The following is a 16791-nucleotide window of genomic DNA, read 5'->3' on the forward strand; positions in this document are numbered from 1 at the left end:
GATGGGACTCCTGAGCGCCCCCTCTTACGAAAAAGGGAGAAGGTGGTGTTGGGCGAAACTGAAAGAGCGATCTTTCCCGACGACGAGATGGTCCACGACGCGAATGTCGAGAGGACGGGCTGCGTCCACCAGGATTCGCGTGAGGCGTTTGTCGTCTTCGGATGGTTCAGGATGGCCGCTCGGATGATTGTGAATGAGAATGAGCCCTGAGGCATGATGCGCCAGAGCGGATTCGATGACGCGCCGGGGATAAACGACGGCGCGATCCACCGTCCCTTCGTGGACGATCTCATAATCAAGGACTTCGTTCTTGGTGTTCAGATAGATGATCATGAACGCTTCATGAGGAAGACCTGCCAGTTTCGCGCGGGCGAAATCCGCGACGGCATCAGGTGACGAGAGCAGATCCCGCTGTTTCATCTTCTCTCCGAGATACACCCCACACAACTGTTTGACCAGATGAATGAGCGTCGCCGATACCACACCGACGTTGGGCACCGATTGGAGTTCCTGCATGCTGGCATCGAACACACCCGAAAGGCCGCCGAACCGTTTGATGAGGTCTTTGGCGACAGGTTTGACATCCTTGCGGGGAATGGCATAGGTGAGAAGAAGTTCAAGAAGTTCGTAATCGTGAAATCCTTCGGCTCCCCCTTTTTGGAACCGCTCTCGTAATCGCTTGCGATGATCGAAGTAGTGGGGTTTGTCCGCCATATCGGCCTCCCCATCCACAGTGGGTCCTGATGACGAAGCGGATTGGAGAATACCACCTCTTACCAGGAAACGTCCAGTACACCCGTCCACCGGAGGGATCGAAGGTCGGTCAGTTCCGGACGGTGAGAGGGGCTCCGCCAAGCGGGCGCCGGTGAGCATCAGGAGGCGGGGAGATCGTCGGGTCAGCGTCCGATGGATGTGGGCTGGAATCCCCGCTGGCGGGCTGCCTCATAAAGGAAGATCGTGGCAGCGCTGGCAGCATTCAGCGATTCGACCGGTCCCACCAGAGGAATTCTCACCGCAGAGTCCGCTGCCTGAAGCGCTGCTTCGCTCAAACCGGTGGCTTCGTTCCCGATCAGCAGCGCCAGGGGACGCGCCAGATTCACCTCCGTCAGAAGGCGCGACGCGCGTGCAGAGGTAGCCAGGAGCGTCAATCCGGCCTGTCGAACGAGCATCACAGCATCTGCCAGAACGATTTTTTCGATCAGGGGCAACCGCACGGCTGATCCCATCGAGGCCCGGATTACCTTCGGGGCAAATGGATCCGTCGTCCCCTTCAGGACGACAAGTCCGGTGGCTCCGAGGGCCTCGGCGCTGCGGAGAATTGTCCCCATATTGCCGGGATCCCGGATGCCCTCGAGAATAAGCACCAGGGGAAGCGATGCCCCGAAGACATCTGCGACTGACCACTTCGGTCGCGATGCGAGAGCAATGATCCCGGGAGATGTCTCCACATCGCTCACGGAACGAAGAACCTCATCGCGAACGATTTCGCACCGGGTCCCTCCGGGCGAGACCCGCGCGACCAGCTCGCGGGCTCGCGGCTCTGATTCGAGACGATCACTGACAAGCAACGCTTCGATCCGAATCGGTGATCGGAGCGCATCCTCGATCAATCGAAAACCCTCGAGGAAGAGCAACTCCCGATGACGTCCCCGGCGAGCGCGATGGGCTGCCTTAATGAGGGGATTCTGACGGCTGGTAATCACTTCTTCGTGACGCGAAGAGGCCGCCGCCCCGGTCGTATTGTTTGCCCGGACCGATGGTGCGTGATCTGCTTGATGGCGTCGAAGGCGGCTCGACTCAGGTAGGGATCGGGAGCGCGAGTGGCTTCCCCCAAGGCGGTGAGCGCGGCAGCATCCCCGATCAGGCCGAGCGCCCATGCCGCCTGTCGCCGGACTTCGGCCTCGCCGTCGGTAAGTAGAGCCTGACTCAAGGCCGGGACTGCCCGAGGGCTTTGGAGCCGTCCCAGTGAGCGAGCGGCTTCGCGGCGCACCAGAGCGTCTCTGTCCCGGAGCAGGCGAATTATATCGGCTTCAGCCGAGAGATCGCCGATCTCACCAAGAGCCCACGCAACGGCGGCCCGCACGGATGCCTCTCGATCTCGCGTCGCCTCTCTCAGCGCCGGGACAGCTCGCCGATCTTTCCTCTGCCCCAGGGCGAAGGCGGCCGTCTGGCGGACTAACGGACTGTGGTCCCACAAAGCTGAGCGGAGAGCCGCTTGCGCTTCCTCCGCGTCGAAACGACCGAGAGCAGAAGCGGCCGCCGCACGCACACCTTCATCCCGATCCTGGAGAGCTGTCAGCAGGGTCGAGAGGGCCTCCGATGTGGGGAACAGAGAAAGAAGAGCATCTCGACGAGCACCAGGCTCGTGAGTCTCAGGACGCCGATGGCTGCCACTCTGATGGCCAGCCCATGCCGGCTCCTCTCCGATGGCAATGATCGAGCACTCACAAAGGCAGAGAACGAAAAAAGCCAATACCCTAACCACGTCCCTTCTTGACCTAGTCGCTGAACCGCTGCACTCGCCGGGTGGAGGCCGCTGCTCCTTTCTCCCTGGACGATGGCGTTCTGACCCCATCTTCCGGCTGGGAGAGCAGGACCATCAACTCTCGCTTGAACCGTTGCGGATCCCTCTCCTCCTCGCGCATGGATTTCATGATCGAGATGTACTCCAGAACCTCCGCCACTTCGTCCTCATTGAGATGCTCGATTTCTTCAGCCAATCGTTGCCTGGCTGTGAGACGCTCATTCATGCAGACCCCCTTGATCGGATGGTCTTCTAGCACCCGATAAAGGTTCCCGTTACCGAGTGCCAATCATACACGAACCCCGCGTCACAGGCAACGGAGCGGCTCAGTCAAGGACATCTTGCCGCCGGGGTGCCCATTAAGGACGTGCAACGGGACGCTACAGAGGGTTCGAGCGATTGTCAGGGTCCGCAGGTTCCCGAATCCGTCCGCGTTGAGGGATGGGGCGTCGGAGATTACGCCTTCAGCAGGTGGCGCAGAGCACTTTCCAGATCGGGATAGCGGAACTGAAATCCGGACTCCAGCAGTCGAACAGGCCGGACGCGGGCGCTGGCCAGGAGAAGCTCATCGGCCATCTCGCCCAGCAGAAACCGTGCCACCGGAGCCGGCAGAGGGAAGACCGTGGGTCGTGCCAGCACGCGCCCCAGGGTGCGGGTGAACTCTCGATTGGTCACCGGCACCGGCGAGACGACGTTGACCGGCCCGCTGAGAGAATCGGTGACGAGCGCGTGAAGGAATGCCGATACCAGATCATCCAGAGCGATCCAGCTCCAGTACTGCCGACCGCATCCGATGGTGCCGCCAAGACCCAGCCGGAAGGGGAGCAGCATCCGCGCCAGTGCTCCTCCCTGCCGACCGAGCACAATGCCGATACGGAGATTCACCACGCGAATCCCGCGCTGACGGGCCGGTTCCGCAGCCGCTTCCCATTGCTGACAGACATCGGCCAGGAATCCCGTGCCCGGAGGACTCTCCTCGGTGAGCCATTCATCCCCCCGGTGACCATAATAGCCGGTGGCTGACGCGCAGATCAACACACCAGGAGGCCGGGCCTGCTCGGCCAGAGCTTCGCTCAACAGACGGGTTCCGCGAACGCGACTTTCACGAATTCTCGTTTTGTGTTCCGGAGTCCATCGCTCAGCGATACTCGCCCCCGCCAGATGAATGACGGCTTCGATTCCTTCCAATCCCGCGCGATCAATCGTACCCGTATCAGGGTCCCAGCGAACCACCGGCCCGTCGGCTTTTGACTGAGGCCGCACGAGCCGAACGACACGATGATCACCCGCGCGGAGTGCCGCGACCAAAGCTGATCCGATGAATCCGCTCGATCCGCTGACGAGGATATTCATCGTCGCCTCCTTCGGATTGCCCAAGGACCTCCGCTTTTCAGCGCGACCGCAGGACTATTTGTCGAACGGGCCAGAACACACGCACGATACCTCCACCCGTTCTTATGCACCGGCGCGAAGGTGGTAGAGATGGAGTGCGGCCAGCGTCTTGGCGTCATGAATTTCATTGCCGGCAATCTTGGCCCGAAGCTCCGCCCAGGTGAGCGGCACGACCTCGATGAACTCGTCGCTCTCCAGATGCTGTCGCGTGGGCTGAAGGTCCTCCGCCAGAAAGGCGTACATGCGCTCGTCGGCGAAGCCGGGAGCGGTGAAAAAATCGCCGAGGAGCGTCAGGCGGCCGGCGCGATAGCCCGTTTCCTCTTCCAGTTCTCGATGCGCGCAGGCCTCAATGCTTTCAGCCTCCTGATCGAGCGTCCCGGCCGGCAGCTCCCAGAGCGTTTGCCTCACGGCATAGCGGAATTGACGAAGCAGCAGCACTCGACCATCCGCCAGCACCGGGAGGATGACGACAGCTCCCGGATGACGCACCGTTTCGCGCATCGTCTCACGGCCATCGGGCCAGCGCACGCGATCAACATCCAGTCGAACAACAGCCCCCTCATAGATGCGCTGCGTTTCTATGACCTCGATCTCTCTGCTGTCGGGCAGGGCCATCGGAGTACTCTCGCAAGGTCTCGCGCCGGTGGCGGAGACGACCACCGTCACCCAGGAATCATCGGCGCTGATTCCGGAAATCTACTTCATCGTCCGATCCTCCTGATGGCGGTGATTCTTCTCGCCCCCGGTGATCCGCACACCTCGCTTACGGTCGGTTGCGATACTTCTCATACAATCGGGTGTGCTTGGTCGTGAGCGGGATCTCTTTCCCGTTGATGAACAGGTGGCGCACGTTGGAGCGAATCTCCAGCGGATCGCCATCCCAGACGACGAGATTGGCGATCTTGCCAACCTCGATGCTGCCCAGACGATCGGCGACGCCGAAGATCTCCGCCGGGTAGATCGTCAGCGCCTTGAGCGCTTCCTCCCGCGGGAGCCCGAAGGCGACGGCCATAGCGGCATGATAGGGCAGATTCCGCGCATTGGAGGCGTCAGCCGTGGAGAAAGCAAACTTCACGCCCGCCTCAAAGAGTTCTTTGGCCCGGGTGTAGGCGCTGTCATAGGGATCGTCTTCGTTTTGGGGCAGATCGAGCACCGGGCCGAGGATCACCGGAATATTTTTCTCCTTGAGGAGTTTGGCCGCTTTGGGCGCTTCAGCTCCCCCCACGAGGATCATTTTCACTTTCTGCTCGGCGGCGAACTCGACGGCAGCCCGGATGTCACGGTCATCATTGGCCGATACGAGCAGCGGTAGCTCTCCAGCGACGACCGGAACGAGCGATTCCAGGACGGGGTCAACCTTCAATTGATTGTTACCGTTGCTCGCACCATCGGCCTGAACGACCGGAGACTTCTTCGCCTTGGCATACGCTCGCGCATCGTCAAGAAGCTTCCGGACCCGATTCAACCGCTCGTCGCGCTGGCGCCGAACTTCTTCAAAACTCCGCTCGCGGACCTGGAACGTCGCGGGATCGAATGACCGTCCTGATCTGAGCGAGGGGAAGTTGAAGATAATGCCCACAGGGGCTTTCACCTGCATCTCTTCCCAGGTCCATCCCGCGAGATTGATCAACGCCGCTTGCCCGGCCAGCACTCCTCCCCGGGGAGCCGTGAGCACAGTCGTGATGCCGTTGACGCGGGTGACGGGGATAATCTCGCTCTCGGGATTGACGGCCACAATGGCCTTCAGTTGGGGATTGAAGTCGCCGATCTCGTTGACGTCCACCGTGGCGGCGACCTGACCGATTTCGGTCAAGCCGATGGTCGTATTGGAATCAATCATTCCCGGATAGACCCACATCCCTTGAGCATTGATCACGCGCGCGCCTGCCGGAATGGAAACGTTGCGTCCCACGGCGGCGATTCGGCCATCTCGGATGACGACCGTGCCGCGTTCGATGACCGGACCGGTGATGGGGACAATGCGGGCGTTGGTGATGGCATAGATGTCAGGCCGCTGGGCGTACACCGACAGCGGAGCACATCCCAGCACCCAGAGAATGTGGACGGCCATACTGAGGCTCAGAATTCGTTTCATATCTCCTTCCCTCGCGGCATCGAAATCAACGCTTTCACCCAGGGAGAAGCGTCGCGCTCGGCGTCAAGATCATGTTGGTTAGATCCGAACGCCCAGAGGTGACAGACTCTCCCGACAGCGGCCTAAGCTCCCGGTCGCCGGGCCGGAGGCTGTCGGCGCTCATCGCTTCTCTCCCTGGCCTTGAGTGCTTCCTTCTCCTTTTGAATTTCGGCGCGACGGGCCAAATCGGCCTCGCGGTCGAAGTAGACCTGTCCGTCAATGAGCACTTTCTCGACCATCGAGTAGGTCGAGAGGGGATGGCCTTTGAAGATGACGAGATCGGCATCCTTGCCGACTTCGATGGAACCGACCCGATGGTCAATGCGCAGTTGCTTGGCCGGATTGATCGTCACCAGAGCCAGGGCTTCATCCTCGCTGAGCCCACCGTATTTGATCGCCTTCGCCGCTTCCAGATTCAAGCGCCGCGCCAGCTCGGCACTGTCGGAATTGAACGAGACGACGACTCCCTTGCGGGCCATGATCGCGCCATTATAGGGGATGGCATCGTAGGCTTCCACCTTGTAGGCCCACCAGTCGGAGAAGGTAGACGCCCCGGCCCCATGAGCGGCGATCTCCTTGGCCACCTTGTAACCTTCGAGGACGTGCTGGAAGGTGGCAATCTTGAAGCCGAATTCTTCGGCCAGGCGAATGAGCATGAGGATTTCATCCTGCCGATAGCAGTGGGCGTGAACGAGCCGTTTCCCCTGAAGGACCTCAACGAGCGGTTCCAGCTTCAAATCCCGACGCGGCGGGACGACATCCTCGCCGGCGGCCTTGCGGCGATGGTACTCTTCCCACTGCTGCATGTAGTTGCGGGCCTGCGTGAAGGCTTCCCGGATGGTGTACTCGACGCCGAGGCGCGTGGCCGGATAGCGACGGGGCGTTCCCGGCGGCGGCGTGAAATTGGATCGCTTGGGATTCTCGCCGAGAGCGAACTTGATTCCCGGCATCGCTCCCTCAAACATCATCTCCTGAGCCGTCTTTCCCCACCGGAGCTTGATCACGGCATTGAGACCGCCAATCGCATTGGCGCTGCCGTGAAGAATGTTGGCGGTGGTGACGCCTCCGGCCAGATCGCGATAGATATTGATGTCGGTCGGATCGAGCACGTCTTGAATGCGCACCATCGAGGTGACTGACAGGCTGCCTTCATTCACGCCCCCATCAACGGCGATGTGGGAGTGACAATCAATAATCCCCGGCATGACGTATTTGCCCGTTGCATCAATGACGGTGGCTCCCGGCGGCACATCCACCGTTTTTCCCACGGCGGCAATCTTCCCGTCGCGGATGAGAATGGATCCGTTCTCGATCCGTCCTTTGGTCACCGTCAAAATCGTGGCTCCCCGGATCACGGTGACGCGGGAGCGCGCGTCCTGCGCGCGGGCCGTCGTGACGCACAGAACGAGGAGCGAGAGTCCACAGGTAACGAGAGCCTTCAAGGGCTTGCCGAACGGCTGCGGCAGAAAGCCGAGAGTAATCATAACGCTGCCTCCTCATTGAGAGTGGCTCCGGGAGAGACGTTTCCTCGGGGCGACCTCGTCCCGGAGAAAGGGAATGATCCCTGCCCTTCAACCGTGACCATCCCGCTGATCCGATCGCCTTCCACACGACCGGAGAAGGTCACGACGAGCTGATTGCCCTGGATCGTGGCATTCACCGTTAGCTCCACCTGATCGCCGGAAAGCGTTCCCCGGGCAACCGGCGTCTCCCCGAACGGACTCGTGACCGTGCCCGAGATCGTGGAGCCCTCCTGCTGCAACTGGAGAGTGACTGGAATGGCGCCCTGAGGAGAATCCACCGTGACGGTCCAGGTTCCGCTGGCGTCCACCGTACGTGGCGGGGCTCCGGTCGGCGGACCCGTCGGGCGTTCGGGCTCCTGACGGAGTTCGACTTCGCGTCCATCAATGAAGAGATGCTTGATCTTCGTCCTCTCGTCGAACAGATCGCCATCGGTCACAACGAGATTGGCGATCTTGCCGACGTCGAGGCTGCCCAGTTGCTCGGCGACGCCGAAGATCTGGGCGGCATTGAGCGTGAGCGCACGGAGGGCCGCTTCCTTGGGCAATCCCGCCGCAATCGCTTTGGCGACGTTGCGAACATAATCTCGGGGATTTTGCATGTAGCCCGAATGGAAGGCGAACAAAACACCGGCGCGATGGAGCGCCGCTGCCGCTTTCGGAGCCTCGGCCCGAAGCCGCAACACCCGGAGCGGTTCATCGGCTTCAGGGTCGGCCTCCCGAGGGCGCTGAGGAAAATTCACGCTGAGCAAAACGGGGACCTTCTTCTGGGCCAGAAGTTCGGCGCACTGATATGCTTCGACCGCCCCGCTCACAATGTAGGTGAGGCGAAACTCCTCGGCCAACTGAATGACGCGACGAATCTCCCTGTCCGAATTGGCCAGGAAGATGACGGGAAGTTGACCCGTCACGACCGGCTGCAGGGCTTCGAGCGTTTCATTGTATTCCGGTCGCTCCATGCCGCGCGGGTTCCGACGGTATCGCTCCCATGCAGCTCGATAATGTTGAGCATCCAGCAGCGTCTGGCGAATGTGAGCAAAAACACCCATGAGCGAATTGGGGAAGCCACTTCCGAATCCCCCGGTGGTGGAGAATCCGATGTGCAGAGCGACCGGTGATTTCACCACCATCTTCTGCGGCGTTTCCCCGGCAAGGTTAATCAGGGCACTCTGGCCGATGAAAATTCCCGTGCGGGGAATGGTGAGCGCTGTGGTGATCCCGGCGCTGCGGGCGGATTCCAGGCGCGTGCCGCCGGTCTCCAGTCGTCGGGCGGCTACAAACTCCGGCTGCGTGTGTGGTGGCGGAGACGGTTGCGCTGCCGCTTGTGCCGCCGCAGGAGTTGCCCCGGGCCGCGCCGCGGCCTGCGGCTGAGGAGCTGATGGCAATCCCAGATCAGTGTAGGCATCAATCAGCCCCGGATAGACCGTCAATCCCGCCCCTTCGATCACGCGCGCATCGGCGGGAATCGGTACATTGGCCCCCACTGCCGTGATGAGTCCATTACGAAAGACAATCGTCCCTTTTTCGATGGTCGGTCCGCTCACGGTGACAATGCGAGCGTCTTTGATGGCGTAGACAGCAGGCCCATCGCTGCTGGCGGGAATCGGTCGCAGCACCACGAGCAACAACAGGCCCCAGAAGAGAATACTCGTCAGGCGCAATCTTTTCTTCACAACCCTCGTCCTCCTTCTTTCGAATCCCCTTCTCCGTGCAGGATGCGGCCTGTAATTTACAAGAAACCGATGCGGCCTGCAACAGCCAGCACTCCCTCGCGCCGCCCGGGGCGAACAATCCCCTCCTCCGAAGAAGACCGTTCCGATCTTCACCTCCGCCACACCCGAACGAACCAGGCTCACCTTCTCGCCGAGGGTCAAGCGGAGGGATACATGTCTTCGGGAGAGGACCCCGCGTGATTGAAAGCCGGGAGGGAGTCTGATAGATTTGGTGCTTCTGCGCGGGCCGGTTGGGGAACGAGGAGAAAAGCTATGGTACAGCAACAGCACGAACGGTCGGTGCCGGACCTGTCGGCGTTTGAGGGGAAGGACTTTTCCTCCGCCGAGCATCGCTCGGTGGTGATCATCGGGACGGGACCTGCCGGACTGACAGCCGCTCTCTACGCCGCGCGGGCCAATCTCCGTCCGCTCGTCATCAAAGGGCCGGAACCGGGCGGACAGCTCACGACCACGACCGATGTGGAAAACTATCCGGGATTCCCTCAAGGCATTCAGGGACCGGAGTTGATGCGGCTGTTTGAAGAACAGGCCGCTCGCTTCGGCGCCGAGATGCGGTGGGGGACGGTAACGGCCGTGGATTTTTCCCGGCGACCTTTTCGCTTGCTGGTGGATGACAGACAGCCGCTTCTGGCCGATGCCGTCATCATCGCCACCGGCGCGTCGGCCAAATATCTGGGCCTGGAGAATGAACGGCGACTCATCGGTCGGGGCGTCTCGGCCTGCGCCACCTGCGATGGAGCGTTCTTCAACGGTCACGAGGTGGCCGTCGTCGGCGGCGGCGATACCGCGATGGAAGAGGCGCTCTTTCTCACCCGCTTCGCCCGCCGCGTCTATGTCATTCATCGGCGCGATCAATTGCGGGCATCCAAGATCATGCAGCAGCGCGCTCTCGCTCATCCCAAGATCGAGTTCATCTGGAACACGGTGGTGGAGGACGTGCTCGGCGATAGGACGGTCGAAGGCGTTCGCTTGAGGAATGTCAAAACGGGCGAGACGACCGTGCTTCCTGTCACCGGACTGTTCGTGGCCATCGGGCATAAGCCGAACACCGACATCTTTCGCGGCTGGCTGGAAATGGATGAGCTGGGCTACATCAAAGTGCGTCCGTTTTCCACGGCGACGAGCATTCCCGGCGTCTTCGCCTGCGGCGATGTGCAGGATCGCGTCTACCGCCAGGCCGTCACTGCCGCCGGAACCGGTTGCATGGCTGCCATTGATGCTGAACGCTGGCTGGCCGAGCAGGAATCGCTCGCCGAACCACCGTCTCGGTAGGCTCAGGATGGATCACCTCGTTCCTCTCTCGGAGTCCATCGCGTCGCGGACTCCATCATGATGCGAATCGGCTTTTATCAATTTGCTCCCGTCTTGGGCGATGTTCCGGCCAATCGCCGACAGATCCGAGCGGCTCTTCAAGCGTGCGACGCCGATCTCGTGGTCTTACCCGAGCTGGCCACGAGCGGATATTTGTTCTTGACGGCCGACGAGGTGGAGGCTGTCGCGGAACCCGTTCCGGGACCCACGACGGACCTGTTGCACCAATTGGCCGCCGAACGAGGGATCCACATCGTCATCGGATTGCCGGAACGCGCCACCGACGGAATCTACAACAGCGCCGTGCTCGTGGGGCCGGAAGGAGTCATGGGAGTCTATCGCAAGGCGCATCTCTTCTCCGACGAGAAAGATTGGTTCCGCCCCGGCGACGTGGGATTCCCCATCTTCGAGGTCAGGGGAGCGAAGGTGGGACTGCTGGTGTGCTTCGATCATCTTTTCCCCGAGGCTGCTCGAACACTGGCGCTGGCCGGTGCCGAGATCATCTGCCATCCATCCAATCTCGTGTTGCCGGAACTCGGCCAGCTCACAACGCGCGTGCGAGCCATCGAGAATCGCGTCTTTTGGATTCTCGCCAATCGAATTGGCGTCGAGGAACGAGCACTGACCAGCACAAGCGACCGTCCGTCGGAAGGTTCGCGGCCCCTCACGAGGAAGCTCACCTACACCGGATGCAGCCAGATCATTGCTCCTGACGGGAAAATTCTTCACCGCGCACCGGCTCAGGAGGAAACGCTTGCGGTGGTCACGATTGATCCCGCGCAGGCGACCGACAAATTCGTCACACCGAGAAATCACGTCCTGGCCGACCGCCGCCCTGATCTCTACCGGTTGTGATGCCGCCACGCGCGCGGCGCAAGACGCCTACGACTGTCTCCTTCGAGCAAGAGGATGCGCTTGGGGGGAGGAGGTGGAAGATGAGACCATTCCACGACGAGCTTTTAGATCGCGCCAAGCCCCTCTGGGAGAAAATGCTGGCCCATCGCTTTCTGGCCGAAACAGCGGCGGGGACGATCCCTCGCGACACCTTTGCTCGCTGGATGCAGCAAGATTATCTGTTTGCCCGGGAGGCCATGCCGTTTCTGGCCATTCTTGTGGCGAAAGCGCCGCTGGCGCTGAGAAAAAATCTCACTGATGCTCTCGTTGCCCTCCATCAAGAACTGGCGCTCTTTGAGCGGATGGCCCGCGAGCACGGCGTTTCATTTGACAACCTCAGCATGTCTCCGACCTGCCACGCCTATGTTCAGTTTCTTCATGCGACGGCCTACGGCAGATCGTTCCCGGAGGGCTTCACGGTTCTTTACGGAGCCGAGAAAGCCTATCTCGATTCCTGGAGCTGGGTGAAGGAGCATCAGCGAGGGGAGAGTCCCTGGCAGCCCTTCATTGATAACTGGACGAGCGAGCCGTTTCGCCAGTATGTCGCCTGGCTCGGAGAGACGCTCGACGGCCTGGCCGAGGAAGTCACGGCCACGACACGGCAAGCGATGACGGAGCTTTTCCTTCTCACCGGACAGTACGAGATCCTCTTCTGGGAGATGGCCGCAACAACGGAGACGTGGCCCGTCACCCTGTGAGACCGGGAGTCGCATCGCTCCACGAGTCGTGGCGGGGACGCTTTATTGCGGTACGGATCATCCGTCCCAATTCCATCGGGCGATTGTCCATCGTCCTTGAACGGGGCTCATCGGAGCTGAATCGAGCCTGCGCCGTCTGCCGGGCTATTTTTCCCCTTCGGTGCGGGCCGTTGATTCTCTCTCGCCTTTGGCCGGTCGGATCAGCCGGATTCGTTCCCGATGCACCCCGTTGACCATCAATAGATGAACTCGCGCACGTCGTAGATGCTGATCTTCGGACGAGCGGCCTGACGGCTGTAGCGCAGTCCGGCTCGCAGCAGAGCGATCTGCTGCTTCAGTTCGGCATAGTCCAGCGGGGCAACATTGTCGGCCCGGGCCTGTCGTTCGTAATCGGAGTGGGGCGGGATCCAGAGCGGCGAGAGATAAATAATATCGTCGCCGTCAAGCGGCATGGCATTCAAAAGCTCTACGCTTTTTTCCACATGCGATGTGAAGAAACGTCGTCCGCCAAGTCCGACGAGAATGATCACGCCCACGGCCACGCCCGCCGCTTTGAGCGTCCGCACGATCTGCAGCGCCCCGGCGGCCGTGCCCGGCTTTTGAACCCAGCGAAGCAGCTCATCATCACCGCTTTCGACGCCCAGGTACACGCGCCGCAGATGACGCTGGCGGAGGGCCACGAAATCGTCAACGCGTTTATGCGTCCCGCTGAAGGTATCAATGAAGGAGTAGATGCCATCGAAGCGGTAACCATCGCCTGCGGTCCGGGATCCGCTTGAGCCGATGGGAAATTCTTCGTGGAGGAGGTCGAAGATCGGCAGCAGCTTCTCCTGTGGAAGAATCAAGGCGTTGGCATCGGCGAGGAAGAGTCGGCGCCGGAGCGCGATCGAATCGCCGAAAAATGCTTTGACGTCCCGGATGTGGGTTCGCACTTCGGAGATGGTCTTGATGCGGAAGCGCCGGTCGCGGTAGAAATCGCAAAAGGTGCAGCGGTTCCAGTGGCAGCCTTCGGTAATCTGAAGCGCGAGAGCGAGGTATTGATCGGGCGGCATGATGCTGACGGGCCGATAGACGGAGAGAAATCGCCGACGGTCGGCACGATAGGCCGTCGCGTCCCAGGCCGAGATTCTCTCCAGCCAGGCGATCACATCCTCGGGCGAGGATGCCTGAGCCGTGAGAAGGAGAGTCACGTCCTCGGATCGTCGGGCGACTGCGTCGCCTATCTCCTTCACCGTCGCGCGGATCTCCTCGATGAGGGCGTCCTTCTCGCTCTCGCCAAGCGTGCGAATGAGCCGCGGCGCCGCCGGATCGCCTTCAGGTCGCCACTTCTCGATCATCGTGTGATCGAGGCCACGGACGATGGTTCGCCCGTCTCGATAGGCCATGTAGAGGCGGCCCGCGCGATCAAACGAGAAGACATATCGCCCCTCCACGCTAATGACGAGGGCGCTCGCTTTGGCCGTGACGATCACGCGCGAGGCTGCTACGGCGGTTTCCATGTCGGGCCTCCGATTCATCACGACGTTCCCTTCCCCACACCGAGGTGACGGGCTATCGTCAATCGCTCCTGATGGGGTGCGATGGCCACTCCCTCCGGCGAGCTGTCGGCCCAAGACGTTTGCGTTTGTTCAGCAATCCATCGCCGTTCCGGCGAGCGCGATTATCACTGAGCCCCTCGTCGGGCGCCTGCTGCCGATCAGTCCCCGTGGACTTCGGCCAGCTCCTCGACCGGCATCTTCGCCAGGTGCTCGTACAATTGCCAGCGAGCGAGAACATCCTCCTGAGCCTGACGAAGGAGTTCGTCGGCGATCTCCGGATGACGTTCCGCCAGCGAGCTGAAGCGCGTCTCATTGGCAACGTATCGTCGGAGCGGCAGGCTCGGCGGTTTGGAATCGAGCTGGAGCGGATTCTTCCCCTGCTGACGCAGGCGCGGATCGTAGCGGAAGAGCGGCCAGTAACCGGACAAAACGGCGGCCTTCTGCTGATCCAGTCCATAGCGCATGTCGTAGCCGTGCGCGATACAGTGACTGTAAGCGATGATGAGCGACGGACCGGGATAGGATTCGGCTTCGAGAAAGGCCTTCACCGTGTGGGTGTCGTTAGCGCCCATCGCCACACGAGCGACGTAAACGTTTCCGATCAGCATGGCCATGAGGGCCAGGTCTTTTTTGGCCGTCGGCTTGCCTCGAGCGGCGAATTTCGCCACCGCGCCCCGGGGAGTGGCTTTCGACATCTGTCCGCCGGTATTGGAGTAGACTTCAGTGTCGAGCACAAGGAGATTCACATTGTGCCCTGAGGCCAGCACGTGATCCAGGCCCCCGTAACCAATATCATAAGCCCAGCCGTCGCCACCCACGCACCAGACCGTCTTGGGCACGAGGGCATCGGCCAGGAGGAAAAGCTCTCGCGCCTCGGGCAGATCAAGGAGGCGGAGTTTCTCCTTGAGGGCCTGCACGCGCTCCCGACGTTGGCAGAGCGTTTCTTCCGTCACCGGCTCGACCCGAACAAGAGCCTCGACCAGCTCCTCTCCAACCAGGCCGGCAACCCGTCGCAGAAGAAGGCGGGCGCGCTCGGCCTGTTGATCGAGCGCCAGGCGCAAGCCCAATCCGAATTCCGCATTATCCTCAAACAACGAGTTGGACCAGGCCGGACCTCGACCCTCACGATTGATCGTGTACGGCGTCGTCGGCAGGTTTCCTCCGTAGATCGAGGAGCAGCCGGTGGCGTTTGCGATGATCAATCGGTCGCCAAACAGTTGCGTGAGCAACTTGATGTAAGGCGTCTCGCCGCAGCCGGCGCAAGCTCCCGAAAACTCAAATAACGGCTCGAACAATTGCACGTCCTTGACCTCGCGCGGGTTCAGCACGCGCCGATCCACTTCCGGCAACCGAAGGAAGAATTCCCAGTTCTCTCGCTCGGAAGCGCGAAGCGGCGGCTGCGGTTCCATGTTGATCGCTTTGTGCAGGGGATCGGTTTTACTCTTGACCGGGCAGGCTTCCACGCACAGGGCGCAGCCGGTGCAATCCTCCGGTGCTACCTGAAGCGTGTAGACCTGACCCTTGAACTCGCGCCAGCGCGCGGGCGCCGATTTGAACGTCGGCGGCGCATCCGTCAGGTGGGCCGGATCGTAGACTTTCGCCCGAATGACGGCGTGAGGACAGACGAGCACGCATTTGCCGCACTGAATGCAGAGGTCGGGATCCCACACGGGAATTTCCAGGGCGATGTTGCGCTTCTCCCACTTGGTCGTTCCGCTGGGATACGTTCCGTCAACGGGAAACGCACTCACCGGCAGGCGATCTCCCTCGCCCGCGATCATGCGGGCCGTCACACGACGAACGAAATCGGGAGCTTCCTCGGGCACCGGCGGCCGCAGATCAAAGGAACTCGTCACCTGATCCGGCACCGTCACCTCGTAGAGATGATCGAGGGCCTGATCCACGGCCTTGAGGTTTTTCTCCACGATGGCCTCGCCGCGTTTGCCATAGGTCTTGACGATGGCTTGTTTGATCGCCGCGATGGCCCGCTCGCGTTCCAGCACACCACTCAGGGCGAAAAAGCACGTCTGCAAAATCGTGTTGATGCGTCCTCCGAGTCCGGCTTCCCGCGCCACCCGATACCCGTCAATGACGAAGAAGCGAAGGCGCTTGGCGATGATCTCCCGCTGGATCGTCCGGGGCAGATGATCCCATACCTCGTCGGGCCCATAGGGGCTGTTGAGCAGAAACGTCGCTCCCGGTTCGGCCACCTGAAGCACGTTGAAGCGTTCGAGGAAGGAAAATTGATGGCAGGCGACGAAGTTCGCCCGACTGATGAGATAGCTGGAGCGAATCGGTCGAGGCCCGAAGCGCAAGTGCGAGACCGTCACCGAACCGGCTTTCTTGGAATCGTAGACAAAGTAGCCCTGAGCGTAATACGGCGTCTCCTCGCCGATAATTTTGATCGAGTTGCGGTTGGCGCTCACCGTCCCATCGGCTCCCAGGCCGTAGAAAACGGCCCGCACCGTCTCGGGGTCCTCGGTGGAAAATTCCGGATCATAGTCAAGGCTCGTCTGGGTGACGTCGTCGGTGATGCCGACGGTGAAGTGGCTCTTCGGATCTTCTTTCGCCATCTCGTCGAAAATGCCCTTGATCATGGCGGGCGTGAATTCCTTCGATGAGAGTCCGTAGCGCCCGCCGATCACACGCGGCATGGTGAGAAATGGTGTGGGATGCCGCAGTTGCGCTTCCGCCAGGGCCGTGACGACATCGAGATAGAGCGGCTCACCGGCGCTGCCCGGCTCCTTGGTTCGATCCAGCACGGCAATCGTTCGGACCGTCGGCGGCAACACGGCCAGGAAATGCTCGACGGAAAAGGGACGGTAGAGACGAACCTTGATCACGCCCACCGCTTCGCCGCGCTCCCAGAGAAATCGCACCGTTTCCTCAGCCGCTTCCGCCCCGGACCCCATCAGCACGAGGACGCGTTCCGCATCCGGCGCACCCACATAGTCGAAGAGGTGATACGAACGACCCGTCAGCCGGGCGAACCGATCCATCACGTTTTGCACGACGGTCGGACACGCCAGATAGTAAGGATTCACGGC

At 61.2% G+C, this 16791-nt stretch carries 14 protein-coding genes; 3 read left to right on the forward strand and 11 right to left on the reverse strand.

Features of this window, described 5'->3' with window-relative positions; all coding sequences use genetic code 11:
- Positions 1-24 precede the first annotated feature (24 nt).
- From radC to VNM72_12490, 9 genes are all read right to left on the reverse strand, one after another.
- Positions 25-714 (reverse strand): DNA repair protein RadC, encoded by a 690-nt coding sequence (gene radC, locus VNM72_12450; GenBank protein HXF06207.1) that lies wholly within the window; start codon positions 712-714, stop codon positions 25-27.
- 182 nt (positions 715-896) lie between these two features.
- Positions 897-1703 carry an RNA methyltransferase gene (locus VNM72_12455; GenBank protein HXF06208.1) on the reverse strand — a complete coding sequence of 269 codons (807 nt, stop codon included), beginning with the start codon at positions 1701-1703 and terminating at the stop codon, positions 897-899.
- Entirely contained in the window at positions 1700-2575 is an 876-nt protein-coding gene (locus tag VNM72_12460) for a HEAT repeat domain-containing protein (GenBank protein HXF06209.1), read from the reverse strand. Before VNM72_12460 ends, VNM72_12455 begins: the two co-directional genes overlap by 4 nt.
- On the reverse strand, positions 2499-2750 hold the full coding sequence (locus VNM72_12465) for a hypothetical protein (GenBank protein ID HXF06210.1): 252 nt from the start codon (positions 2748-2750) through the stop codon (positions 2499-2501). The genes VNM72_12460 and VNM72_12465 overlap by 77 nt, the downstream gene beginning before the upstream one ends.
- A gap of 230 nt (positions 2751-2980) precedes the next feature.
- Positions 2981-3877, reverse strand: a complete 897-nt coding sequence (locus VNM72_12470; GenBank protein HXF06211.1) for a TIGR01777 family oxidoreductase — start codon at positions 3875-3877, stop codon at positions 2981-2983.
- 102 nt (positions 3878-3979) lie between these two features.
- On the reverse strand, positions 3980-4531 hold the full coding sequence (locus VNM72_12475) for an NUDIX hydrolase (protein HXF06212.1): 552 nt from the start codon (positions 4529-4531) through the stop codon (positions 3980-3982).
- 148 nt (positions 4532-4679) lie between these two features.
- A complete protein-coding gene (locus VNM72_12480) occupies positions 4680-6011 on the reverse strand; it encodes an amidohydrolase family protein (protein ID HXF06213.1) in 1332 nt (443 codons plus the stop codon).
- Positions 6012-6133: 122 nt separating this feature from the next.
- Positions 6134-7534: an amidohydrolase gene (locus VNM72_12485; protein ID HXF06214.1), complete on the reverse strand. Its 1401-nt coding sequence runs from the start codon at positions 7532-7534 to the stop codon at positions 6134-6136.
- Complete coding sequence (locus VNM72_12490) at positions 7531-9243, reverse strand: amidohydrolase family protein (protein HXF06215.1); 1713 nt, start codon at positions 9241-9243, stop codon at positions 7531-7533. Before VNM72_12490 ends, VNM72_12485 begins: the two co-directional genes overlap by 4 nt.
- A gap of 312 nt (positions 9244-9555) precedes the next feature.
- Here VNM72_12490 and trxB point away from each other — a divergent pair, with 312 nt between their 5' ends.
- The 3 genes from trxB to VNM72_12505 all read left to right on the forward strand — a co-directional run bounded on the left by trxB (position 9556) and on the right by VNM72_12505 (position 12206).
- Complete coding sequence (trxB, locus tag VNM72_12495; GenBank protein HXF06216.1) at positions 9556-10575, forward strand: thioredoxin-disulfide reductase; 1020 nt, start codon at positions 9556-9558, stop codon at positions 10573-10575.
- A 57-nt stretch (positions 10576-10632) separates the two neighbouring features.
- Entirely contained in the window at positions 10633-11469 is an 837-nt protein-coding gene (locus VNM72_12500) for a nitrilase-related carbon-nitrogen hydrolase (GenBank protein HXF06217.1), read from the forward strand.
- An 80-nt stretch (positions 11470-11549) separates the two neighbouring features.
- Positions 11550-12206, forward strand: a complete 657-nt coding sequence (locus tag VNM72_12505; GenBank protein ID HXF06218.1) for a TenA family protein — start codon at positions 11550-11552, stop codon at positions 12204-12206.
- A gap of 236 nt (positions 12207-12442) precedes the next feature.
- Here VNM72_12505 and VNM72_12510 read toward each other — a convergent pair whose 3' ends face one another.
- Together VNM72_12510 and nifJ are read right to left on the reverse strand one after the other, a co-directional pair.
- Positions 12443-13705 (reverse strand): radical SAM protein, encoded by a 1263-nt coding sequence (locus VNM72_12510; protein ID HXF06219.1) that lies wholly within the window; start codon positions 13703-13705, stop codon positions 12443-12445.
- A gap of 197 nt (positions 13706-13902) precedes the next feature.
- A partial coding sequence (gene nifJ, locus VNM72_12515) for a pyruvate:ferredoxin (flavodoxin) oxidoreductase (GenBank protein HXF06220.1) occupies positions 13903-16791 on the reverse strand: 2889 nt, incomplete at its 5' end.

The sequence above is a fragment of the Blastocatellia bacterium genome, from assembly GCA_035573895.1.
Taxonomy (GTDB): domain Bacteria; phylum Acidobacteriota; class Blastocatellia; order HR10; family HR10; genus DATLZR01.